We start from the raw sequence: 23,836 nt of genomic DNA on the forward strand, positions 1-23,836 counted from the left end.
CTAATGACGAAGAGTAATGGTTTATTATATGGAAAGCGTGGCTTAATTTTAGGATTGGCAAATAATCGCTCTATCGCTTGGGGAATAGCGAAGGCTGCTAATGCAGCAGGGGCTGAGCTTGCTTTTACCTATCAGGGTGAGGCAATAAAGAGACGTGTTGAGCCTTTGGCTCAAGAGTTGAATGGTTTTGTTTGCGGTCATTGTGATGTTTCTGATAGTGCATCTATTGATGCGGTTTTTAGCGCAATAGAAAAAGAGTGGGGCAAGCTTGATTTTTTAGTTCACGCTATTGGTTTTTCCGATAAGGATGAATTAAGTGGTCGTTACATTGATATTAGTGAATCGAATTTTATGATAACGATGAACATTTCTGTTTATTCATTAACAGCTCTTGCACAGCGTGCAGAAAAATTGATGCCAGAAGGTGGTTCAATTTTAACACTAACCTATTATGGTGCAGAAAAGGTTGTTCCTCATTATAATGTAATGGGGGTTGCTAAAGCTGCTCTTGAGGCTAGTGTAAAGTATTTAGCTGTTGATTTAGGACCAAAGAACATTCGTGTTAATGCTGTGTCTGCAGGGCCAATTAAAACATTGGCTGCTTCTGGTATTGGTGATTTTCGTTATATTCTAAAATGGAATGAATATAATGCTCCTTTGCGTCGTACAGTGACAATCGAAGAAGTAGGTGATTCTGCCCTTTACTTTCTTTCAGATTTATCGCGTTCTGTTACAGGTGAGATTCATCATGTTGATTCTGGATATAATATTATCGGCATGAAGGCTGTTGATGCACCTGATATTTCTGTTGTCAAAGAATAAGATTTGGTTCATAAAGTTTTATATGTTAGCGACAATTTGATTTAAAGTTCAGGCAGTCTAGTAACGCCTTTGGATAAAATCGTTTTGCGCGGTTTAATCCACACTATAGTTGCGTGTATTTGAAGAAGAAATGGATCTTTCTCCATGTCGCATAATACATTTGGTCATTTGTTTCGTGTAACAACATGGGGTGAAAGTCATGGTCCTGCTCTTGGTTGTGTTATTGACGGTTGTCCTCCAGGAATTGCTTTCACTCTTACAGAAATTCAAGCATATCTTAATAAACGTAGACCCGGGCAATCAAAATATACAACGCAGCGTCAAGAGTTAGATCAAGTAGAAGTTCTTTCAGGAGTTGTGACTCAATGTGACGGTACTACACTGGTAACAACAGGTACACCAATTTCGCTATTTATCCGAAATATAGATCAATGTTCTAAAGATTATAGTGAAGTTATTTATCAATATCGCCCAGGTCATGCAGATTACACCTATGATATTAAGTATGGTATTCGTGATTATCGTGGTGGTGGTCGTGCTTCAGCACGTGAAACGGTAGCGCGCGTTGCGGCAGGTGCTCTTGCTCGTAAAATTATTCCTGGTTTAATTGTGCGAGGAGCTGTGACGGCGATTGGCCCTTATAGTATTAATCGTGATCGTTGGGATTGGTCAGAGGTTGATAACAATCCTTTTTTTTCACCTGATGCAGAAGCAGCGCGCATTTTTGCTGATTATATAGTTCAGTTACAAAAGAGTGGTTCATCAACTGGTGCTATTGTTGAGATTGTTGCGGAAAATGTTCCAGTAGGTTTAGGGGCACCTATTTATGCAAAACTTGATCAAGATATTGCGTCATTTTTAATGTCAATTAATGCGGTTAAGGGTGTTGAAATTGGTGATGGTTTTGCTGCAGCTCGCTTAACTGGTGAACAAAATACAGATGAAATGCGAATAGGAAGTGACGGCAAACCAATTTTTTTATCTAATCATGCTGGGGGTATTTTGGGTGGGATATCAAATGGGCAGCCGATTATTGCACGTTTTGCTGTTAAACCCACTTCATCAATTTTGACTCCTTGTCGTTCAATTGATGTTAATGGTAACAATGTGGATGTTGTTACAAAGGGTCGTCATGATCCATGTGTTGGGATTCGTGCTGTTCCTGTTGGTGAGGCGATGGTTGCTTGTGCTATTGCTGATCATTATTTACGGTACCGTGGCCAGGTCGGCTGTAGTTGAAAGGTAAACGATGGCTTATAATCAGAAAAAAGTTGTTGCTGCTATTCAGGCTTTTGAACGCGGTGAAATTGTTGTGGTTACGGATGATGACGACCGTGAAAATGAAGGTGATTTAATTGTTGCTGCTGTTCATTGCACAGAAGAAAAAATGGCATTCATTATTCGCCATACATCAGGTATTATTTGTACACCTATGCCAAAGAGAGAAGCACAACGATTTAATCTTTCTCCTATGGTATCGGATAATGATTCGGCGCACCGTACAAAATTTACTGTTACTGTGGATTTTAAACACGGAATAACGACAGGTATTTCAGCATATGATCGTACATTGGCTGTTCGTAATTTAGCTAATCCCAATGCAAGCGCTAGCGATTTTGTCCGTCCGGGACATATTTTTCCTTTAATTGCACATGAGGGTGGTGTTCTCATGCGTTCTGGCCATACTGAAGCAGCTGTTGATTTATGTAAATTAGCTGGTTTGCCACTAGTTGGTGTTATTGGTGAGTTAGTTAATGATGATGGTAGCGTTAAACATGGAGATGAGGTTACAAAGTTTGCGCAAGACAATCGATTGCACATCATAACGGTTGCTGATCTTATTGCTTATCGTCAGCGTAAAGAGACGCTCATAAAATATGTTGGAAAAATGCATATTGAAACATTTGTAGGGCCAGCTGTAGTTCAAAGTTATCAACTTCCTTGGGAAACAGTTCAGCATGTGGCAATTGTTTTTGGGGATATTCGTGATGGGGAAGATATTCCGGTGCGTCTGCATCGCGAAAACATTTTGAAAGATGTTTTTGGTCAATCACCGGATGTTGAAGTTATTATGCGGCGCATGGTAGAAAAGGAAAAGCGTGGTGTATTTGTTTATTTGCGTGAAGGATCCGTTGGTGTTGGTGAATCATCTATTCGTGATCAGAAAATGGTAGGTTTAGAAAACCACGCACAAGCAATTAAACGTGCAGAAGAATGGCACCAAATTGGTCTAGGAGCGCAAATTTTGAAACATTTAGGAATTAGTTCTGTTATTGTTTATTCTTCTAAAGAGCGTCATTATGTTGGTTTAGAGGGTTTTGGAATTCGCATATCTAGAACAGATATTTTGTGAGGGTTACATGAAGAAAGGGATAAAAAAGGAAGACATTACTACGTTAAGTTTTGAGGAAGCACTGAAGCAACTTGAAGTGATTGTTGAAAACTTGGAACGTGGAGATGTTCCTTTGGAGCAATCAATTGATATTTATGAGCGTGGTGAAGCTCTTAAGAATCATTGTGATAAACTGTTGAAAATGGCTGAAGCTAAAGTTGAGAAAATTCGACTTTCAGATACAGGTCATCCAGAAGGTTTAGAGCCGCTTGATTCTGAATGATATTTAGTAATCATTTATTATTGAATGTAAAAAACTAAGAGTTTTGATTGATTAGAATAATTTATCAGTCTCATTTTTTATGAAATGAATAAAAAAAGAAAAGTTGTAGATAATATTAAGTAAGTGAAGTATTTCAATGGACGATACGTCACATTCTACACGAAATAATAAAAAGTGTGTTCCTATATAACTATTATTGGTAATGTAAGGAGTTTTTTTTGTCTCGGTCATTAACGCCATTACTTGATCGTATTTGTTTTCCACAAGATTTACGGGCATTTCCTGAGTCTGATTTGGTACAATTGGCTAATGAATTACGAGCTGAAACAATTGATGCAGTTTCTGTAACAGGTGGCCATCTTGGTGCTGGGCTTGGTGTTGTTGAGCTCACTATTGCGCTGCATTATGTTTTTAATACACCTGACGATAAGATTATTTGGGATGTTGGTCATCAAACTTATCCTCATAAAATTTTGACTGGCCGTAGGAATAAAATTCGTACTCTGCGTCAGGATGGTGGTTTATCAGGTTTCACAAAGCGTTCAGAAAGTGTGTATGACTCATTTGGTGCAGGTCATTCTTCCACTTCTATTTCAGCTGGCCTTGGGATGGCAGTGGCGAGCATGTTGAAAGCAGAAGAAGAACGTAACATCATTTCCGTAATTGGTGATGGCGCTATGTCTGCTGGTATGGCTTATGAGGCGATGAATAATGCTGGTGCTTTGGATGCACGTTTAATTGTTATCCTTAATGACAACGATATGTCTATTGCACCTCCTACAGGCGCTATGAGTGCTTACCTTGCAAGATTAGTTTCTCGCCCTTCGTATCGTAATTTGCGTGAACAAGTAAAGATATTAAGCAAGAAGTTACCGAAGTTTTTTTCGGATAAAGCACGATTTTCAGAAGAGTTTGCGCGTGGTTTTTTAGTTGGGGGAGGTTTGTTTGAAGAGCTTGGATTTTATTATGTCGGGCCTATAGATGGCCATAATATGAATCATTTATTGCCTGTTTTAAAAAATGTTCGCGAATATCCCAATGGTCCTGTTTTAGTGCATGTGGTAACCCATAAAGGGAAAGGATATGCACCTGCAGAGGTATCGTCTGATAAATATCACGGCGTTAATCGTTTTGATGTTGTTACGGGTAAGCAGGTTAAAACACAAAGTAAGTTTCTTCCTTATACTAAAGTATTTTCTAAGGCTTTAATAGAAGAAGCTAGCCATGATGATAAGATTGTTGCTATAACGGCTGCGATGCCAACAGGAACGGGTCTTGATTCTTTCGCTGAAAAATTTCCCAAAAGGATGTTTGACGTTGGTATTGCTGAGCAACATGCTGTGACTTTTGCTGCAGGTATTGCTTGTGAGGGGTATAAGCCTTTTGTTGCAATTTATTCTACCTTTTTACAGCGTGCTTATGATCAAATTATTCATGATGTATCGATTCAAAAGTTACCCGTGCGTTTTGCAATTGACCGTGCAGGTTTTGTTGGTGCGGATGGTGCGACACATGCTGGGAGTTTTGATATTGTTTTTTTGACGACTCTTCCTGAGTTTGTTGTGATGGCTCCTTCTGATGAGATTGAACTTATGCATATGGTGCGCACAGCAGCAGTTTACGATCAGGGACCTATTTCTTTTCGTTATCCACGTGGTGAAAGTAGTGGTATAGATTTACCTCAGCGGGGTGAGGTTCTGGAAATTGGTAAAGGGCGAATTTTATGTGAAGGCAGCAAAATAGCTTTAGTTTGTTTTGGAACGCGGTTATCTGAAGTGTTGGTAGCAGCTGATGAATTAGCCGCAGAGGGGTTTTCAACAACTGTTGCAGATGCACGCTTTGCAAAGCCTTTGGATAAGGATTTAATGCGTCGTTTAGCACGTGAACATGAAGTATTAGTCACAATTGAAGAAGGAGCAATGGGCGGATTTGGGGCGCATGTACTCCAGTTTTTGGCACAGGAGGGGCTATTAGAGCGCGGTTTAAAGGTTCGCACATTAAGATTTCCTGATAAATATTTAGATCATGGTTCACCAAATAAAGTGCTTTCGAATATTGGGCTTGATGCAAAGGGTATTATTAATACTGTTTTTAATGCTTTGGGACGTGAAATGCGAATAGTGCCGCAAATTCAAGTATGATAATAAGGGGGTCATAAAAAGATTAATGCTCTTTAGTTATTTTTACAATGTGTTCACAGAGCATATAATGCAATTATGTAGCAAGCGGTTAGGGGTGACGGAAAAATACTTTTTAAAATTAGGAAAATAATTTCTAGTGATACAGAAATTTATAAGTTTGTTACTTGTGCAATAGTTATGTTTTGCATACTGCAAAAATTGATTAATGCATTTAGATTGTGTTTCTCGATTATAAGTAAATCAAGTGATGACTATAAGTATGTTAATAGTAATTTTACGCAAATTCTCTTAAAATGTGAAGGAAGATCTTATAATTATTGCTTCTGATATTAATCATAATAAGTTTAATGCACATTTATCTAGTGCTAGTGCGAATAATACTATGAAAAAAAATTTAAATATAGAGATTTAAAATAATAGCAGTTATGGAAATTAATTCCACTATATTGAATGTTGATTCACGTTTAGTAAATTTGTATTGTTACTTATGTTATCTTCTCTCAAGTAGAGAGCCAAATTATTTTGCTAGTAAAATCTCAATTTGAAGTTGATGATAAGAATGGGGAATTGAAAGATTCATCAATTGCAAAAAGCTTTAGAAGTGCTTTGTTTGATAAGCTGAATCTTCAAAGGGATAAATAAAAAGATTTTCTTTCTTCACTTAATTATAAACGATGATAAACGTTTAGAATATTGATTATTTGGAGAAAAATAAGAGTGAGTAACAATGTTATAATTGATCATATTGGAGCTAGTGGTCATGGTGTAGCAAAAACACCGCGTGGTTTGGTTTTTATACCTTTTACCTTACCGGGAGAGGTTGTTAAAGTTGCTCTTGATGGAAAATATGGTACATCCGTTGCGTTAATAAAAAAATCATTAGAACGCATTGATGCCGTTTGTAAACATTTTAAAGAATGTGGAGGGTGTATGCTTCAGCATTGGCATGTTGATGCGTATCACTCTTGGAAGCGACAATTGGTTGTTGATACACTTAAAAAGCACCAGTTTGATGTAGTTGTTTCTCCTTTAGTGAAGTGTGAACATTATAGCCGCCGACGAATCATTTTAACAGCATCCATGACAAAGCAGGGCCATATCGTTGGTTTTAATCGTTATCTTTCACATGATGTTGTGGCTATTGAGGAATGCCCGGTTATTCGGTCACAGATTATATCGAAATTAAGTGATATTAGAGCGGTATGTGCTCTTTTAAGCAATCATGCTAAGCGATTTCATGTAACAGTAACATTTACTGATAATGGTTTTGATGTTGCTTTAAGTGGTTGTATTGTGCACGACAAGCTTATTCGTCAAAACATGATACATGCAGCTCTTGCACGTGGAATTATACGCCTATCTATTGAAGGTGAAATTTTAGTTGAGCAAGAAAAACCGTTGATTTATTTTGGTGATGTCTGTGTTGAATTTCCTTCTGGTGGTTTTCTTCAGGCAACTTCCGAAGCAGAGGATATCATCAGTCGTATTATTTTAATTCATTTAAAAAAAGCAAAAAATGCTGTTGATTTGTTTTCAGGGATGGGAACTTTTACTTTACGTATGGCTAAAACAATGAATGTTCATGCAGTGGAGAATGATGGAACAGCGTTGGCAAATTTAGCACGCGCAGCACGTTTTGCTTCTGGCTTAAAAACGGTTACTTGTGAAAAGCGTGATTTATTTCGTCGTCCACTTTCTGCAAAGGAACTTGAACGTTTTGATAGCGTTGTTTTTGATCCGCCACGCGCTGGTGCAAAAGAACAAGTGTGTGAGTTGGCAAAAACGACAGTACCACGTGTGGTAGCGGTTTCGTGTAATCCTGTTACATTTGCTCGTGATTTATCCATTCTTGTTGCAGGCGGTTATACAATAGAAAAGGTCATACCGATTGATCAATTTTTGTGGTCACCTCATGTCGAAATTGTTGCAATTTTAAACAAACACAAAACAAAGATGCGTTAAGAAATTTAGCTAAAATAAAAAAGCTATTTTAATACATTGAAAAATTTTTATTAAGCTTAGTTGATTGATGTTTATGAAAGCGTTGTCCCACCGATTGTCATGTTATTGATACGTAAATGGGGTTGTCCCACACCAACAGGAACATTTTGTCCTGCTTTTCCACATATACCTATACCATTATCCAGTTTGCTGTCATTTCCAATCATTGTAATGCGTTTCATGGCATCTGGTCCATTACCAATAAGGGTTGCACCTTTTATTGGAGCTAAGATTTTTCCATTCTCTACTCGGTAAGCTTCAGTGCATTCAAATACAAATTTTCCAGAAGTAATATCAACTTGTCCTCCACCAAATGAAACGGCATAAATACCGTTTTTTAATGAAGATAGAATTTCTTGAGGTGTTTTATCTCCTCCTAGCATAATTGTGTTTGTCATCCGTGGTATTGGTGTATGTGCATAAGACTCACGTCGCCCATTTCCAGTTGGATTAACACCCATGAGTCGAGCATTTAACCTATCCTGCATGAAGCTCACGAGTTTGCCGTTTTCAATAAGAACATTATATCCTGATGGTGTTCCTTCATCATCGATAGTGAGTGATCCACGGCATTGAGGGATTGTGCCATCATCAACAATAGTAACACCTTTTGCGGCAACTTGTTGTCCCAAAAGTCCAGAAAAAGCAGATGTTTTTTTGCGGTTAAAATCGCCTTCCAAGCCATGTCCAACAGCTTCATGTAGCATAACACCAGGCCACCCATTAGCTAAAACAACATCAAATGTTCCTGCTGGCGCTTCTTCTGCTTCTAAGTTGACTAAAGCCATACGTAAAGCTTCATCGGCAGCTATTTTCCAATTTTCTTCACTAATGAATTGGTTAAATGTTTGTCGTCCACCACATCCATAGAATCCATTTTCACGTCGATTATTGTCAGAAACTACCACAGATATAGTAAGTTTTACGAGGGGGCGAATGTCATGAACGAAATATCCATCACCACGTAAAATTTCAACATGTTGGAGTGAACCGGAAAGAGCGACGGTAACTTGATGCAATTTGTTATTTTTTTCACGTAAATATGCGTCAATTTTTTGTAAAAGTTCACTTTTTTCTTTAAATGATGGAGCATCAAGAGGATTGTTTGGTTGGTATAATCTTTGCTTTGGTTGTGAGGGAGCTGCACTATAAGATCCTGTATGATTATTATAGGTTACAGCTTTAGCAGCTTCAATGGCGCGTTTGAGTGCAGCAGCTGATAATTCACTGGAGTGGGCGTATCCAGTAGCTTCTCCAGAAACAACACGTAGGCCAAATCCTATATCTTGATGAAATGACCCATTTTTAAGCTGGCTATTATCAAATAAAAGTACCTCACTTTCTGTATATTCAAGATAAAGTTCACCATCATCAGCATTGTGAAGAGTTTCTTGAACAAGAGACTGTACTTTGGATGAAGTAATATCAAAACGGTCAATCAGTGATTTCATAGTGATCATCCTATTTACATTGGTGGCCGGCAATGTTTATTTTCTTTATTTGGAAGGTTTTTAAAACAGTTATTGGGTGTGCTGATCTTTAGTATTTGTTATTATTCCGGTAAGTTCGCGTAAGCTTCATTAAGGCCATGCAAATCAATAGCACCACCAACTCCTTGCTCGGGGGTTGTAAAGACAAAGTAAGTAGCTATTTTACCATTTAAAAAGAGCTTTAGAACATCTTCTTTCAGGAGAGCTTCAGCAACACAGTTATCGCCCAAACAACGCCGATATTCTATTTTTCCTATATTTTTATCATCGATTTTAACACCAACACCAGAGCGTAATTCCACCCGAATAGGAACAAAAACCCGCATTAAAGTTTCTTTATTTTTAGGCAATTTATGAAATGTAACCCGAAAGGTTATATCACGGCGATCTTGTGTGCGCACATCTTGTACGATTTCACATTGTATATTAGGTGTACCTGGTGGCAGTGAGCAAACTTTTGTCCATGCACCATAAGTTTGTGGGGTAGGAACATTTTGTGTATTGGGTATTTGCGCAATAGCATAATTGGTAAAAGTAACGCAAAATACGTAAATAATAACGCCAAAGAAGTTTTTTTTAAAAAATTGATAAAGTATCATGGAAAGCCCTACCCAAATCGTTATTATATCATTGTGCATAGGTTTTCATGAAAAGTAAATCCTTGTCTTAAAAGTATAACATAAAACTAGTTCTTTTTAGAACATATTTATTGCATATAACCGGAACGGAAGTACAAAATAAAAAAATAATATTTTATGAAAGTAAAATTTTCTAGCACTATCTTGTGGCATTTAGTAAGGTCTATTTATTTTTATGATGCCTTATTTTATATAAGGGATAACATTTATTGGAATATTGTAAGTATTTCTATCTGTTTTGAAAGTACATAAAATAAGATAGATATTATATGGTCTTAAAAATGCTATAATATTAATTGGGTCATTTCCATATGTTAAATAGTGTTTTTGTGGATGACACTGATGGAAAAGGTTCTTTAGTGGATGTGTATTTTAGAAGAATTATCAGCTAAAAATAGTCAGTCAATTCCGCCAAAAGCCAATTTTTATGATTATATTACATTATTGAAACCGCGGGTTATGTTACTTGTTGTATTTACGGCTCTGGTTGGATTGATGGTGTCACCTGTTACTGTAAATCCATTTCATGGTATGTTAGCAATTTTATGTATTGCTGTGGGCGGTGGTGGTGCAGGGGCACTTAATATGTGGTATGACGCTGATATTGATGCAGTAATGAAACGTACGCGAAAGCGTCCTATTCCTACCGGTAAGATTAGCCGTAAGAAAGCATTTGTTTTTGGTTTGGCTCTTTCTATGCTTTCGGTTTTGGGTATGGGAGTTTTCATTAATTGGTTTGCAGCGATTTTTCTTGCTTTTACAATTTTCTTTTATGTTGTTATTTATACGATTTGGTTAAAACGTATAACACCACAAAATATTGTTATTGGTGGTGCAGCTGGGGCTTTTCCACCAATGATTGGGTGGGCAGCTGCAACAGGGGCAATAAGTATTGAAAGTTTCCTATTATTTTTGATCATTTTTATGTGGACTCCACCACATTTTTGGGCTCTTTCTTTATTTTCATCTATTGATTACGATGCAGCAGGTATTCCTATAATGCCTAATGTACGAGGTGAATATTCAACCAAGAAACAAATTTTAGTTTATACTGTTATTATGGCGTTATGTGCCATTGGGCCTTACATTGTAGGTTTTGCAGGTATTACTTATGGTATTTGTTCAACAATTTTAAGTTTTACTTTTATTTATTTTTCTTATCGTTTGTGGAAAGCTGATACACATGATGAAACCATTTCTATGGCAAAAAAAGTGTTTTTCTTTTCATTGTTTTATTTAGCCGCTATATTTGGAATTCTTTTAATTGAAAGTCTTATTTTGTGTTTTGTTATCCTTTAATGTAATTTAAGTTAAGGAGAAAAAATTAATTTGTGTCAATAAAATGATAACGTCCTATAGATACAACTTTTTGTATAGAGAGAAGGTGATATTTTAGTTTTTCTCTATAAATTTCTTATATAGTGCATAACAACAGTTTGCTTGGATACATGGAAAAAGTCATAAAAATGAAAGATGAATTATGTGCTTGCTCCCTCCTTTAACAATGCGCCTTTGTAGTCCACGTGGTTTTTGTGCTGGGGTTGATCGTGCTATTCAAATTGTTGTTCTGGCATTAAAAAAATATGGTACTCCAGTGTATGTTCGTCATGAAATTGTACATAACCGCTATGTGGTTGAGGGGTTACAACAGCGTGGAGCTATTTTTATTGAAGAGCTTAATGAGATTCCAGAGGAGCATCGGGGTCAACCTGTAGTATTTTCTGCTCATGGTGTGCCAAAGTCTGTACCAGAAGAGGCTCATCATTATAATTTATTCTATATCGATGCAACGTGTCCTTTGGTTTCCAAGGTTCATAAGCAAGCGATACGGCATCAACGTCATGGTCGTCATGTCATATTAATTGGTCATTCTGGTCATCCTGAGGTGATAGGAACAATGGGGCAGCTTGAAAAAGGAGCTGTTACATTAATTGAAACAGTAGAAGATGCTTGGCGTTATAAACCGGAAAATCCAAAGAAGTTGGGATTTGTAACACAAACAACACTTTCTGTTGAAAATACAGCCGAGATTTTGGATGTTTTGCAGAAACGTTTTCCTGCATTAGAAACACCGGCTGCTGAGTCAATTTGCTATGCTACGACCAATCGACAAGAAGCTGTTAAAGCAGCAGCATTAGGGAGTGATTTATTTTTGATTGTTGGTGCGCCAAACTCATCTAATTCGCGGCGTTTAGTAGAGGTTGCTGAAAGGTTTGGTGCGCAGCGATCTATTTTAGTTCAATGTGCTGATGAAATTGATTTTGATAATTTGGGTGTTCTTTCAGTTGTTAGTCTTTCAGCTGGGGCATCTGCTCCTGAAATTATTGTCGATGAAATTATTGCAGCTTTTCATAAGCGTTATGATGTCAAAATAGAATTGGCTGAGACTGTATTAGAAACAGAGACATTTTTGGTTAATCGCGGGTTACGTGATGTTGTTTTAACTCCCCAGGATATGGCTTTTGTTAATGGTTATGCTAAAGATACTAACAAACGGAAGTTATGATATTACTAGTGCTTAAAACGAAAGCAAAATAATGGCAGTTTATACTGACGTTCATCAGAGCGATTTGGAAGAATTTTTGACTCGTTATTCAATAGGTTTTCTTTTATCTTATCAAGGAATAGCAGAAGGTATCGAAAACTCGAATTTCATACTTTATACAACAAAAGGAAAATTTATTTTAACACTTTATGAAAGACGCGTTTCAAAAAGTGATTTACCCTTTTTTTGTAGTCTTATGCAGCATTTAAATCAGCGTGGAGTTCCTTGTCCTCAACCAGTCTTTCAGAATGATGGAGCAACGATTGGTAAGTTAGCTGGGCGTCCTGCTGTTATTGTTACCTTTGTAGAAGGGATATGGGTGCGTGAGCCTAATGTATATCATTGTTGTGAAGTAGGTACTGGTTTGGCACGATTGCATTTAGCTGGGCAAGATTTTGTACCCAACCGTAAAAATACTCTTTCTATTGTAAATTGGAAATCATTGTGGGCGAGTTGCCAAACAAAAAAAGATATTTTACTACAAAAATTCGGACCAAAAATTGATATAGAGTTAGCATTTTTAGAAAAAAATTGGCCATTGTATTTACCAACGGGTATTATTCACGCTGATTTATTTAATGATAACGTGTTTTTTTTGGACCGTCGTCTTTCTGGTATTATAGATTTCTATTTTGCTTGTAATGATTTTTTTGCTTATGATTTAGCAATCTGTTTGAATGCTTGGTGTTTTGAAAGCGATTATTCTTATAATCTTGTCAAAGCACGTGGACTATTAGAAAGTTATCAAAAAATTAGGCCATTGATACCTTTAGAATTGAATGCGATTCTTTTATTGGTGCGTGGTGCAGCTTTACGCTTTTTACTAACACGCCTTTATGATTGGTTTAATACGCCTGCTGGTAGTTTTGTTGTTAAGAAGGACCCGTTGGAATATTGGCATAAACTTAATTTTTTTAGTAGTGTGGATTCGTTGACTGAGTTGGGTTTTTAAATTTTATGTTCAATCAAAAAAAAGTCATTGAAATTTATACAGATGGTGCTTGCTCTGGAAATCCAGGGCCTGGGGGATGGGGGGCAATTTTACGCTGGAATGGTCGTGAACGTGAACTGTATGGTGGGAAAGAATATACAACTAATAATCAAATGGAACTTATGGCAGCAATTTGCGCGTTGAATGCACTTAAAGAATCTTGTTCAATTGATCTTTATACAGACTCAGTTTACGTGCGCAATGGAATATCTATGTGGCTTAAAGGGTGGAAGAAGCATAACTGGCGCACTGCATCGAATAGTCCTGTTAAAAATATGGAGTTATGGCAAGCTCTTGATGATGCTTGCTCTCGACATGATGTCAGATGGCACTGGATAAAGGGGCACGCAGGTCATCCAGATAATGAACGCGCAGACGCTCTTGCACGTAAAGCAATTATTGAATATCGCGAAAACGGGCGTTTTTCTACATAATTTTTATGAAATAGCTTTTCTCATATATCACGGAATGACAGTGTGATTTGATTCCGTATTTATTATGAATGTTCCACTCAAGGCGTGATTTTGAGAAGAAATTGCATAAAAAATTGTTTGGTTTAGTTCGTCTGGCATGAAATATATAGGGGCGCTAAAGAGTGTATATTCTTCATGATCGCTTACTTTTTTCGCTGGTCCAATTTGCATATCTCCCCCATCTAAGAAGAGGGATGAGATTTTGATTTTGCTGTTATTTTGTATTTTTATAAATAAGGTATTTTTATCTTTTTCAGCACTTATTTTAAATTCATTATCCATTGCACGAGGAAGAGCAGCTTGGGCATGCTTTAATAAGGATGAAGGAAGATATGTATTTTTCTGAGTGAATGGGGAAAAATCAAAGTCAACAGTAAAAGGGATACAGATTTCATCACACAGTCCAATGGTTAAAGAGCCACTAAGATTTTCATTTGAACCGGAAACACTAAATGGTAATACAACTTTATTTTTATAGGCCAATGACCAATCACTTTCTGTTTCATAAAGTTGTGGTATGGGGTAAAAAATTTCATAAGAGACCTGTTGGTTAAAGTTAAAAAATGGTGCCATACCAGAATTTCCTGGATTACGCCAATAGGTTTTCCATTTTGGCTTAAGCGTCACTTCAATAAAACCATTTCTTATTCCAGAAAAAGAGGGATTGGTGATTGCCAGTCTCACACTACCGCCTTTTGATTCATGCCAAGGTGTTGCGAGAAGGTGAGATTCTTGTTCTTTTTGAGCAGCAATAGTGAAATTGGATAAGCTTAAAAACACGAATGTTAAGCTAAAAACAATTAAAAGTTTTTCATAAAAGAAATTTGAAATTCTTTGTAAATTTAGAAATATTTGAACTTTTTTCATCTAGTTTCTATTTTCTTCTTGTACTACTTGAATTGAAGTTTAACATATAGATTATGGGAAATGTCAAATTAATGAAACAGCGTGATGGATTTTTAAATGGAAAATTGCTCATAGCAATGCCCGGAATGAATGATAAACGCTTTGTTCGTTCTGTTATTTATATTTGCGCTCATTCTAATTCTGGTGCTATGGGAATTATTCTCAATCAATTGCACAGTATTGATTTTCCTGAACTTTTACTTCAGCTTGGAGTGATTGAGCAAGCAAAAAAAAATGATCTTTCTGAATCAATAAAAAAGTTTCCAGTACGCTATGGCGGGCCTGTTGATCCTTCTCGTGGTTTTGTACTTCATTCGGGTGATTACACTTGTGAAGCAACCATTTCTGTTACAGAAAAGATTTATCTTACTGCAACTATTGATATATTAAAAGCAATCAGTTGTGAACAAGGTCCTCAACACGCGCTGATAGCATTGGGTTATGCTGGGTGGAAAGCAGGGCAGCTTGAGACAGAAATTTCTGCGAATGGTTGGTTGATCAGTTCTACATCGCCCAGCTTTATTTTTGAAAGTGATTTAAGCAATACATATGATGAAAGTTTTATCCGCATGGGAATTAATCCAACTTATCTCGTTTCTGAAATAGGTCATGCATAAACATGTTTGCTGTTTTCTCTAGATTTTATAAAAGCCTATCAACTATGGTTTATTTTTATAGGAAAATTGGTTTTGAATAAGAGTAATTAATTCTTCGGCAGTGATTGGTTTAGTAATAATTGTACTTTGAATATATTGGCAACCTTCTTGACGTAGGAAGAGGGCCACTTTTTCATCTTCAACACCTTCTGCAATAATCTGTAAATTAAGATCAGTAGCCATATTGATAATTGATTTGAGAACAAGTTTTTTCTTAGGTGAATCGAGAGAGACAAATGAGCGGTCTAATTTAACCATGTCAAATGGATAACGAACGAGATAAGCAAGTGACGAATAGCCTGTTCCAAAATGGTCTAATGCTAGATTCATTCCTAACGCTTTAATCTGCTCAAGGAAATGAGCTGATTGTTCAGGATTTTTTCTCAAAACAAATTCTGATACCTCTATCATCAAGTGCCCTTTATTAAGTGGATTGCGAAGAAGGGTAGAGCGCAATTGACTTATAAAGTTAGGATGAATCATTTCTGCACTTGGTAAATTGATTGAAATGAAAAACGGTTGTTGAGCACATTTCTTTTTTATTTTGATAAGATCAGTAATAGCGTTATCAATAATAAATTGTGCCAGATCCATAGTGATCTGTTCGCTTTCTACGATTTTAATAAAATCATTGACATTTAAATTTCCATGATATGGATGATGCCATTCTACGATCGCTTCAAAACCTATAATTTGTCCATCTGATAGATTAAAAATAGGATGGTAGAGAATTTTTACTTCCTTATGTTTTATGGCAGAATGAATATCATGTTCAATGTTGTTATGTTTAAAGCTTGAAGCACGAAAATTGGGGCGAAAAGGTACAATATCATTACCACCTTTTTGTTTTGCTTGGATCATTGCCAATTCACTATCATGAAAAATATCTTTAGCATTTAATCTACACTCACTCCATGTAACAAGCCCAATTGACGTTGATAACGATATTTCTTTTTCTGCAAGTGAAATAGGCGCTGAAATTGTTTTGTGCAAATGATTCACAAATGCTGCAATTTTTTGTGGTTTAGTTTCACTAAGTAAAATAATTGCAAAACGATCAGCAAAAAGACGGGTTAAGGTGTCTTGAGTGTTAATAAGGCGGCTCAAACGCCGTGCGATAATCAAAAGTACGGTGTCGCCAACAGCTATACCTAACTTGTGATTAATTTGACGGAAATTGTCGAAATCAATCATCAAAATAGTTGGTTTAATTTTTATATTTACTTTAGCAAGAGAGATATAATGCTGTAATCTATCCAAAAAAATTTGTTTGTTAGGAAGTCCAGTTAAGTTGTCGTAAATTGCATTATGCAGTAAACGCTCTTCGGCTTTTTTGTGGTTTGTAATATTAATAATGGTTCCAATCACACGGGTAACTTTTCCACCTTTTTTTACAATGGCTGGACTCGCGCGAAGCGAAAACCAATGATAATGACCACCACCGCAAGAAAGTCGAAAAATTTGCTCAATGCGTCCCTTTTTATTTTTAAGAATGATATCTAGCATTGCATGAAAGTGTTCACGATCATCATGGTGCAAGGCTGAAATCCAGTCATTCATAGTACCATTTAGTTTTTGTGCTTCAGTACCAAAGAGGGGTGTCATGTCCGGATGAACAACAATACGATCACGTTCAACATCCCAATCCCAAATGATATTCCCAGCTCCTTTTGCTGCAAGCGCTTGTTGTTCAAGATCAGAAAAAATTCCTTCATAAAAAGAGTCATGAGAAAAAGTTTGTTGCATAATGATAAAGCTGATAAGAAGAACAATAAGCACCAACCCTCCCGCTAGAGCTGGTTGAATAATATCGTTATCTAAATATCCTTCTATGCAAGCATAAGCTCCAATAGACCAGAAGCTGATGAGCAACCATGTTGGAATAAGCATGATTGCGCGATCATAGCGGCGGATTGAAAAATAACTGATTAAGATAATACCAAGTATAGTGGTAAGACCAAATGATACACGAGCGATGCCGGCTGCTCTGGTTGGATCATAAATAGCAAGTGTTCCAAGGCCACAAAGAGCTATAATCCATATGATTGCTCCGTAGCTAAAATGATAGTGCCAGCGGTTCAGGCATAGATAGGTGAAAAGGAAAATGAAAAGTGTTGCTGCAAGTGCAATTTCTGTACTAGCACGCCAGATTGGTTCTATTGTTGGTGTAATTGCAAAGAGTTTATTCAAAAAATTAAAGTCAATACCAATGTAGAAAAGAATTGCCCAAGCAACAGCAGCCGTTGCAGGGAAGAGACCTGTTCCACGAACAACAAATAAAACGGTTAGTAAGAGCGCTAAAAGACCTGATATACCAAGGAGGATACCATGATAGAGCGTATAGGAATTGATTGTATCCTTATAGGCTTCAGGTTTCCATAAATAGATTTTGGGTAGATTGGCAGAGTTAAGCTCTGCAACAAATGTGATGACAGCACCAGGATTGAGTGTAATACGAAAAATATCTGAATTTGTACTAGCTTGACGGTCAAGAGAAAAACCTTCATTTGGAGTGATAGATTGAATACGTGTTGATCCAAGATCTGGCCAAAAAAGACCTGAGTTAGCTATACGATAATGAGGAGCAACAATGAGGCGGTCGATCTGTTCATCTGTTGGATTTGCCAGGGCAAATACTGCCCAGCTTCCAGAAAAATTTTCATTGTTAGCCTGCACTTCGATACGCCATACAATACCATCTGGTCCTGGTGCAGTACTTGTTTGAAAAATGGGGTTGTTTGTGTGGTGAATTTCAATTGCTTTTGATAGATCAATAGCTGTATCTTGAGGAGAAATTTTAATTGGTTCAATGGCTTGCGCTAATGTGAGTTGGAAAAAAGAGCTAATAATTATAACAATGATAATATTGATTATCTGACACAAACTTTTCACAATGTCTCACTCTTAGTATTTTAAACTGTTTAATTTTAGATTATATTTTCAGAAAAATACATTCATCTTTTAAGATTTATTTTTATAAGAAGTAGTTATCATTTTCTTTTTAAAAATATATTTTTACACAAAGGTAAATCAGATATTTATGCTTACAAATAAAACTTAAACTGGTATCTATATTTTAAAAAGACAAGCTTAAGCTATAAATTTTCAGACTTTACTAATATATCTTTGTTTATTAAATTTTCTACCATATGAGGCGTTGGTTGAGTAGCTTTGTACGCTTTTTTGATTCATCTTTCTCAAACTTGTTTAATAAGTAGAACTTTTGTGGTGATTTTATAGTAAAAATGTATATATGGTGTTAATATCGGCTACTTTATTCATTACAAATTTATTATAAAGGCAATGAATTAAAGTTTTTTAGGAGGGGTTTATTTACGTTCAGAAGAAGCGGTTATATTAGACAAAAGAGTTGATGTTAGATCATCGAAGTTTATAAGACGGCCAACAGGACCAATAGCTGCTAATGTTGGTTTTGAGTTAATAAAAAGGCGGGTAGCAAGCTCAGTGAGTCGTTTTGGGGTAATAAGCTCTAAGCGTTCAATCATTTCAGATATTGGAATTGGTCGATCATAAAGAAGCATTTGGCGGGCAATAAGATGGGCTTGGCTGGCTGGATTCTCTTGTGATATTGTGAAGTTGGCACGGTATTGTGCCCGTGCTCGTTGAAGTTCACTTTCGTGAATATTTTTGCTCGCTTTAGAAAGTTCATCAAGAATAACAGGTAAAAGTGTTTCTAGCCCTTCTTGTCCGGTAGCAGCGTGAATACCAAAAAGCCCAGTATCTGAAAAACCCCAATGAAAAGAATAAATAGAGTAGCATAATCCACGCTTCTCTCTAACTTCTTGGAATAAGCGCGATGACATGCCTCCTCCTAGAATAATTGAAAGAATCTGAGCTGCATAGAAATCACGTGCATGATATGGTCGCCCTTCAAAACCAAGAACAACTTGTGCATCCTTTAAATCACGGTATTCACGAAAGTCACCACCGACATAATTGGCAAGATTGGTAAAAGAGGTTGTTGAATGAGAACGAAAAGTACTAAGACGGTTTTCAACTTCACGCAAAAAACTTTCATGATCCACAGCTCCTGCAGCCACTACAATCATGCGGTTTGCACTGTAGTGTTTATTCATGAAATTATGTAAGTCAGTAGATGTAAATGATTGGATTGTTTTTGGTGTTCCTAAAATAGAGCGACCAAGGGACTGATGGCGAAAGGCTGTTTCAGTAAAATGGTCAAAAACAATATCATCCGGAACATCATAGGTAGCACCAATTTCCTGAACAATTACTTGCTTTTCTCGCTCTAATTCCTCTTCATCAAATTTTGAACATATCATGATGTCAGACAGAATATCGATAGCAAGTGGGATATCGTCTTTAAGTACACGTGCAAAATAAGCAGTTGTTTCAATACTGGTATGGGCATTGATTTCCCCTCCAACATCTTCAATATCAGCTGCAATTTTAAAGGCTGTACGGTTTTCGGTTCCTTTAAAAGCCATATGTTCAAGGAGATGAGCGATGCCATGTTGTGTAAAGGTTTCGTTACGTGAGCCGACTTTAACCCATATTCCAAGCGCGACACTGTCAATTTGTTGCATTGTGCGCGTGGCAATAGTCAAACCATTACTGAGGCGGCTGATGTCTACACCCATGTCTTTATGACTCCGTTAAACAAACTAAATGCCCAATTATAAGGACATTAAATATTTTTTGATTTGGATAGACGCAGTTAACATCTAATGCGATGTGCGCGATTTTAAAGAGATATAATCTTTTACTATTTTTTCATCATTAGCAAGAGTTGTAAAGTGCTCTTCGTGCTGCATTAAATCATTTATACAAGATGGCCATGGTGCATTAATACCGCAAGCGCTTTGGATAGCATCAGGAAATTTAGCAGGGTGAGCAGTAGCAAGGACGATCATTGGAATAGGTGATTGCTTTTGTTCTCGGGCTACTTTAAGTGCAACTGCTGTGTGTGGATCAACTAGATGACCACTTTCTTTATATATATTGTTAATTATTTGTGCCGTTTCAGTTACACTACTTTTTCCGGCAGAAAACAAAGCGCGAATATTTTTAAGCTGTTTTTTATCGAGGTTAAACCGGCCTGATTGGTTCAGATTTTCCATTGCATTACAAATCCATACTGGATCACGATTGCAACTTTCAAATAATAAGCGTTCAAAGTTAGAAGAGACTTGAATGTCCATCGAAGGAGATGTGGTATGTATTGTAGGACGTATTTCGTAAACACCACTAGTTAATGTACGTGTGAGAATATCGTTGTCATTTGTTGCAATGATTAGTTGTGCAATAGGTAACCCCATACGGGCAGCAACATAACCTGCAAAGATATCACCGAAGTTTCCGGTGGGAACAGTAAATGAAACAGATCTATCGGGCGCACCAAGAGAAAGTGCGGATGAGAAATAATAAACGATTTGCGCCATGATACGCGCCCAGTTTATAGAGTTGATTCCTGAGAGCGCTGTTTTTTGACGAAAATTATGATCATTAAACATTGCTTTAACGAGTGCTTGGCAGTTGTCAAAATTGCCTTGAATAGCTATAGCATGAACATTAGCACTGTGGTTAGTGGTTATTTGCCGTTGCTGAACTGATGATATGTGCCCTTTAGGAAATAAAATAAAAATATCTGAGTGTTGTCTTTCCGCGAAGGCTTGGATTGCAGCACCACCTGTATCACCTGATGTAGCACCAATAATTGTTGCACGTTTATTTTTTTTAGTCAGAATGTAATCCATAAGTCTAGAAAGAAATTGCATTGCAACGTCTTTAAATGCTAAAGTCGGACCGTGGAAAAGTTCGAGAATAAACTCATTGGGGCCGGTTTGCCGTAATGGGCAGACTGCTGGATGACGGAAGACAGCGTAAGATTCAGTAATTATATTTTCAAAAGTTATGCGTTCAATCTCATTGTCTACAAAAGGCCAAAGAATAGTTTTAGCAATTGTAGCATAAGATTGACCACGCAGCGCTCGTAATGCATCAGGTGAAAATTGAGGGAATTTTTCTGGAAGATAAAGACCGCCATCACTAGCTAGACCGGTCATAATTGTGTCAGTAAAGTTTAAAGCAGGAGCCTCACCTCTTGTACTGATATATTTCATAAGTCTTTGCTTTCATTTATTCTTGGCAAGTAGATAATTTTTATATTTTACTTTTTAATAGTATTTAAATTATCAAATGAATGGAAGTGTGTTTGTTCATTTTTGTACAAAACGAGAAAATTATACTAAAAATTTCAGGGATTAATATAAAATATTGAATATTAAAGAATACGCTAATTTATAATAAAATATCTATTTATATTTTTTGTTAAGCGTTAGCTTTGTTGTGATTTGTACACTTTATCTTGTTGCTTTAAAACTGGGAAAATCACGATACTTTTTCGTGAAGATATCTTTATTATTATAAATCTTGCCATATTGCCATTGCTTCTAAAACTTTCGGTAAATGTGCATGTTTAGTAATCACTGTTTCAGCTCCAGAATCTGTAAGAGCATTAGAGTGGTTAAGATAACTGTGCGATCCTCCTGTAAAACCAATAACGCGCATCCCCGCTGCTTTTGCTGCATGTACACCATGAATAGAATCTTCTATAACAATAACATTTTTTGGTTGTACGCATAATTTTTGTGCAGCAAAAAGAAAAATATCGGGTGCAGGTTTTGGTTTTTGAGTTCCAACTTCGAGTGCAGAAAATATTTTATTTTCAAAAAGATCATAAAGATTAACGGTGATAAGCATCTGTTTTATATCTGCACTCATTGCATTAGAGCAGATACAATAGGGGTATTGAAGTTTAATAGTTTCTATTGCTTTTCTTATACCATCAATGGCACGTAATTTGGTTGTTATTTGTGCACGAAAAAGGTTTGACATTTGCTCTATAAGGCGAGCAGAAATTGGTTTTTTTGTTTCCTGTTCGACTTTTTGAAGAATATCACGAAAAATAAGTCCTGCGTAGCGTTCACTTAATTCTTCGGGTGATATTTCATATCCTGTTTCTGTTAGTAATTGTGCACCAATTTCTGCTGCTAGATATTCAGAATCTACCAAAACTCCATCACAATCAAAAATAACAAGGTCTATTTGAGGCATAAGATGTTCCTTATTTATGGCTTAAGAGCTTGTAACAAAACGATAAAAGAGGTCCCTTTTATAAAAGTATATTTTGAAGGATATACCCTTAAGTTAATAAGGTAAGAGATATCTAAACTACACACTGAAAAAAGGAAAATAAAGGTTAATAGATGTGAAATTATTTTGCTTGGTTTTCAAAAAAAAGGCAATTAGTTTTGAATAGTTTAACGATCCTTTTACTCTATTTTGTAAATATAAGGCGTAATATCAAATTCGTAAATCATTTTGATTATAGGGTAATCTCAGTTTGTATTGTTGAATATTTTATGACAGTTGTTCAGTTTCAAAAAGATCTGGTTTGTACATCTTTACAGACACAGTGGTGCAATAAAATCCTCAAGGGTGATTGTATTGCAATGCTGGAAAAGCTTCCTAAACATTCGGTTGATATGATTTTTGCAGATCCACCTTATAATTTACAGTTAAAAAATGCATTATATCGCCCAGATCATTCACGCGTTGATGCGGTTAATGATGCATGGGATCAATTTGAAAGTTTTACTGCTTATGATGCTTTTACGCGTGCATGGTTATTAGCTTGCCGTCGCGTATTAAAACCTAATGGGACACTTTGGGTTATAGGTTCTTATCATAATATTTTCCGGGTTGGCACAGCATTACAGGATTTAGGTTTTTGGTTGCTCAATGATATCATTTGGCGCAAAAGCAATCCTATGCCTAATTTTCGTGGGCGCCGCTTTCAAAATGCCCATGAGACTCTTATTTGGGCTGTACGTGATCAAAAAGATAAGAAATATACATTTAATTATAAGGCGTTAAAGGCTGCCAATGAAGATGTACAGATGCGTTCAGATTGGCTTTTTCCTCTCTGTACAGGTGCTGAGCGTTTAAAAGATGAAATAGGATGCAAATTACATCCAACACAAAAGCCGCAAACATTATTAGCACGTATTATTATGGCTTCTAGCAAGCCAGGAGATATTATTCTTGATCCGTTTTTTGGTTCGGGAACAACAGGAGCTGTTGCCAAACTTTTAGGGCGTAATTTTGTAGGTATCGAACGCGAGCAAAGCTATATTGATGCAGCGCGTGAGAGGATTGCTATGGTTAAGCCCCTAGCTGAATTGGAATTAACGGTTTTAGAAAATAAGAAAGTAGAACCACGTGTGGCGTTTATTAATTTACTTGAAGCAGGTTTATTACATCCTGGAATGATTCTTTATGACCGGAAAAAACGAGTATCTGCTGTTATAAAAGCTGATGGTACTATTATGTGTGGTGGTGAAGCTGGCTCTATTCATATGATGGGAAGAAAAGCTCAAGATTCGCAAAGTTGTAATGGCTGGACATTTTGGTATTATGAAGAAGATGGTCAGTTGAAATCAATTGATGATTTAAGAATGATAATTCGTTCACAAATGTTAAAAACTGGCATTATGTAAGCAATAAATTACATT

The 23,836-nt window shown here is 36.5% G+C and carries 19 protein-coding genes; 12 read left to right on the forward strand and 7 right to left on the reverse strand.

The features are described from left to right. The first annotated feature begins 3 nt into the window (after window positions 1-3). The 6 genes from fabI (at window position 4) to BBBE_RS01945 (ending at window position 7,540) form a co-directional block, all read left to right on the forward strand. Window positions 4-822, forward strand: a complete 819-nt coding sequence (gene fabI, locus BBBE_RS01920; RefSeq protein ID WP_010700932.1) for an enoyl-ACP reductase FabI — start codon at window positions 4-6, stop codon at window positions 820-822. Between the two features lie 144 nt (window positions 823-966). Beyond that, window positions 967-2,061 carry a chorismate synthase gene (gene aroC, locus BBBE_RS01925; RefSeq protein ID WP_010700933.1) on the forward strand — a complete coding sequence of 365 codons (1,095 nt, stop codon included), beginning with the start codon at window positions 967-969 and terminating at the stop codon, window positions 2,059-2,061. Window positions 2,062-2,071: 10 nt separating this feature from the next. Further along, a complete protein-coding gene (gene ribB, locus BBBE_RS01930; protein ID WP_010700934.1) occupies window positions 2,072-3,175 on the forward strand; it encodes a 3,4-dihydroxy-2-butanone-4-phosphate synthase in 1,104 nt (367 codons plus the stop codon). A gap of 7 nt (window positions 3,176-3,182) precedes the next feature. Further along, window positions 3,183-3,437, forward strand: a complete 255-nt coding sequence (locus BBBE_RS01935) for an exodeoxyribonuclease VII small subunit (protein WP_010700935.1) — start codon at window positions 3,183-3,185, stop codon at window positions 3,435-3,437. A gap of 218 nt (window positions 3,438-3,655) precedes the next feature. Then, complete coding sequence (dxs, locus tag BBBE_RS01940) at window positions 3,656-5,578, forward strand: 1-deoxy-D-xylulose-5-phosphate synthase (protein WP_010700936.1); 1,923 nt, start codon at window positions 3,656-3,658, stop codon at window positions 5,576-5,578. 717 nt (window positions 5,579-6,295) lie between these two features. After that, window positions 6,296-7,540, forward strand: a complete 1,245-nt coding sequence (locus BBBE_RS01945) for a class I SAM-dependent RNA methyltransferase (RefSeq protein ID WP_010700937.1) — start codon at window positions 6,296-6,298, stop codon at window positions 7,538-7,540. A 71-nt stretch (window positions 7,541-7,611) separates the two neighbouring features. On the opposite strand, the gene tldD is transcribed toward BBBE_RS01945, so the two are convergent. Next, complete coding sequence (gene tldD / locus BBBE_RS01950; protein ID WP_010700938.1) at window positions 7,612-9,030, reverse strand: metalloprotease TldD; 1,419 nt, start codon at window positions 9,028-9,030, stop codon at window positions 7,612-7,614. Window positions 9,031-9,131: 101 nt separating this feature from the next. Beyond that, window positions 9,132-9,668: an invasion associated locus B family protein gene (locus BBBE_RS01955; RefSeq protein WP_010700939.1), complete on the reverse strand. Its 537-nt coding sequence runs from the start codon at window positions 9,666-9,668 to the stop codon at window positions 9,132-9,134. Window positions 9,669-10,070: 402 nt separating this feature from the next. On the opposite strand from BBBE_RS01955, the gene cyoE reads away from it, so the two are divergent. The 4 genes from cyoE (at window position 10,071) to rnhA (ending at window position 13,677) form a co-directional block, all read left to right on the forward strand. Then, window positions 10,071-11,006: a heme o synthase gene (gene cyoE / locus BBBE_RS01960; RefSeq protein WP_010700940.1), complete on the forward strand. Its 936-nt coding sequence runs from the start codon at window positions 10,071-10,073 to the stop codon at window positions 11,004-11,006. 181 nt (window positions 11,007-11,187) lie between these two features. Beyond that, window positions 11,188-12,213 (forward strand): 4-hydroxy-3-methylbut-2-enyl diphosphate reductase, encoded by a 1,026-nt coding sequence (ispH, locus tag BBBE_RS01965; protein ID WP_010700941.1) that lies wholly within the window; start codon window positions 11,188-11,190, stop codon window positions 12,211-12,213. Window positions 12,214-12,244: 31 nt separating this feature from the next. Continuing rightward, the gene (locus BBBE_RS01970; protein ID WP_010700942.1) at window positions 12,245-13,204 is read left to right on the forward strand and encodes a homoserine kinase; all 960 of its coding nucleotides are present in this window, start codon (window positions 12,245-12,247) and stop codon (window positions 13,202-13,204) included. A 5-nt stretch (window positions 13,205-13,209) separates the two neighbouring features. After that, window positions 13,210-13,677 (forward strand): ribonuclease HI, encoded by a 468-nt coding sequence (gene rnhA, locus BBBE_RS01975; protein ID WP_010700943.1) that lies wholly within the window; start codon window positions 13,210-13,212, stop codon window positions 13,675-13,677. Between the two features lie 27 nt (window positions 13,678-13,704). Here rnhA and BBBE_RS01980 read toward each other — a convergent pair whose 3' ends face one another. Then, window positions 13,705-14,583 (reverse strand): protein-disulfide reductase DsbD domain-containing protein, encoded by an 879-nt coding sequence (locus BBBE_RS01980; RefSeq protein WP_010700944.1) that lies wholly within the window; start codon window positions 14,581-14,583, stop codon window positions 13,705-13,707. Between the two features lie 71 nt (window positions 14,584-14,654). Here BBBE_RS01980 and BBBE_RS01985 point away from each other — a divergent pair, with 71 nt between their 5' ends. Next, window positions 14,655-15,239, forward strand: a complete 585-nt coding sequence (locus BBBE_RS01985) for a YqgE/AlgH family protein (RefSeq protein WP_010700945.1) — start codon at window positions 14,655-14,657, stop codon at window positions 15,237-15,239. A 42-nt stretch (window positions 15,240-15,281) separates the two neighbouring features. Here BBBE_RS01985 and BBBE_RS01990 read toward each other — a convergent pair whose 3' ends face one another. The 4 genes from BBBE_RS01990 to BBBE_RS02005 form a co-directional block, all read right to left on the reverse strand. Further along, window positions 15,282-18,170 carry an EAL domain-containing protein gene (locus BBBE_RS01990; protein WP_010700946.1) on the reverse strand — a complete coding sequence of 963 codons (2,889 nt, stop codon included), beginning with the start codon at window positions 18,168-18,170 and terminating at the stop codon, window positions 15,282-15,284. A gap of 437 nt (window positions 18,171-18,607) precedes the next feature. Further along, window positions 18,608-19,900, reverse strand: a complete 1,293-nt coding sequence (locus BBBE_RS01995; RefSeq protein WP_010700947.1) for a M16 family metallopeptidase — start codon at window positions 19,898-19,900, stop codon at window positions 18,608-18,610. Window positions 19,901-19,984: 84 nt separating this feature from the next. Next, complete coding sequence (gene thrC, locus BBBE_RS02000; RefSeq protein WP_010700948.1) at window positions 19,985-21,382, reverse strand: threonine synthase; 1,398 nt, start codon at window positions 21,380-21,382, stop codon at window positions 19,985-19,987. A 301-nt stretch (window positions 21,383-21,683) separates the two neighbouring features. Further along, window positions 21,684-22,376: an HAD family hydrolase gene (locus tag BBBE_RS02005; RefSeq protein ID WP_010700949.1), complete on the reverse strand. Its 693-nt coding sequence runs from the start codon at window positions 22,374-22,376 to the stop codon at window positions 21,684-21,686. A 308-nt stretch (window positions 22,377-22,684) separates the two neighbouring features. Here BBBE_RS02005 and BBBE_RS02010 point away from each other — a divergent pair, with 308 nt between their 5' ends. After that, a complete protein-coding gene (locus BBBE_RS02010; protein WP_010700950.1) occupies window positions 22,685-23,821 on the forward strand; it encodes a site-specific DNA-methyltransferase in 1,137 nt (378 codons plus the stop codon). The last annotated feature ends 15 nt before the right edge of the window (window positions 23,822-23,836 follow it).

Source organism: Bartonella bovis 91-4, assembly GCF_000384965.1.
Classification (GTDB): Bacteria; Pseudomonadota; Alphaproteobacteria; order Rhizobiales; family Rhizobiaceae; genus Bartonella; species Bartonella bovis.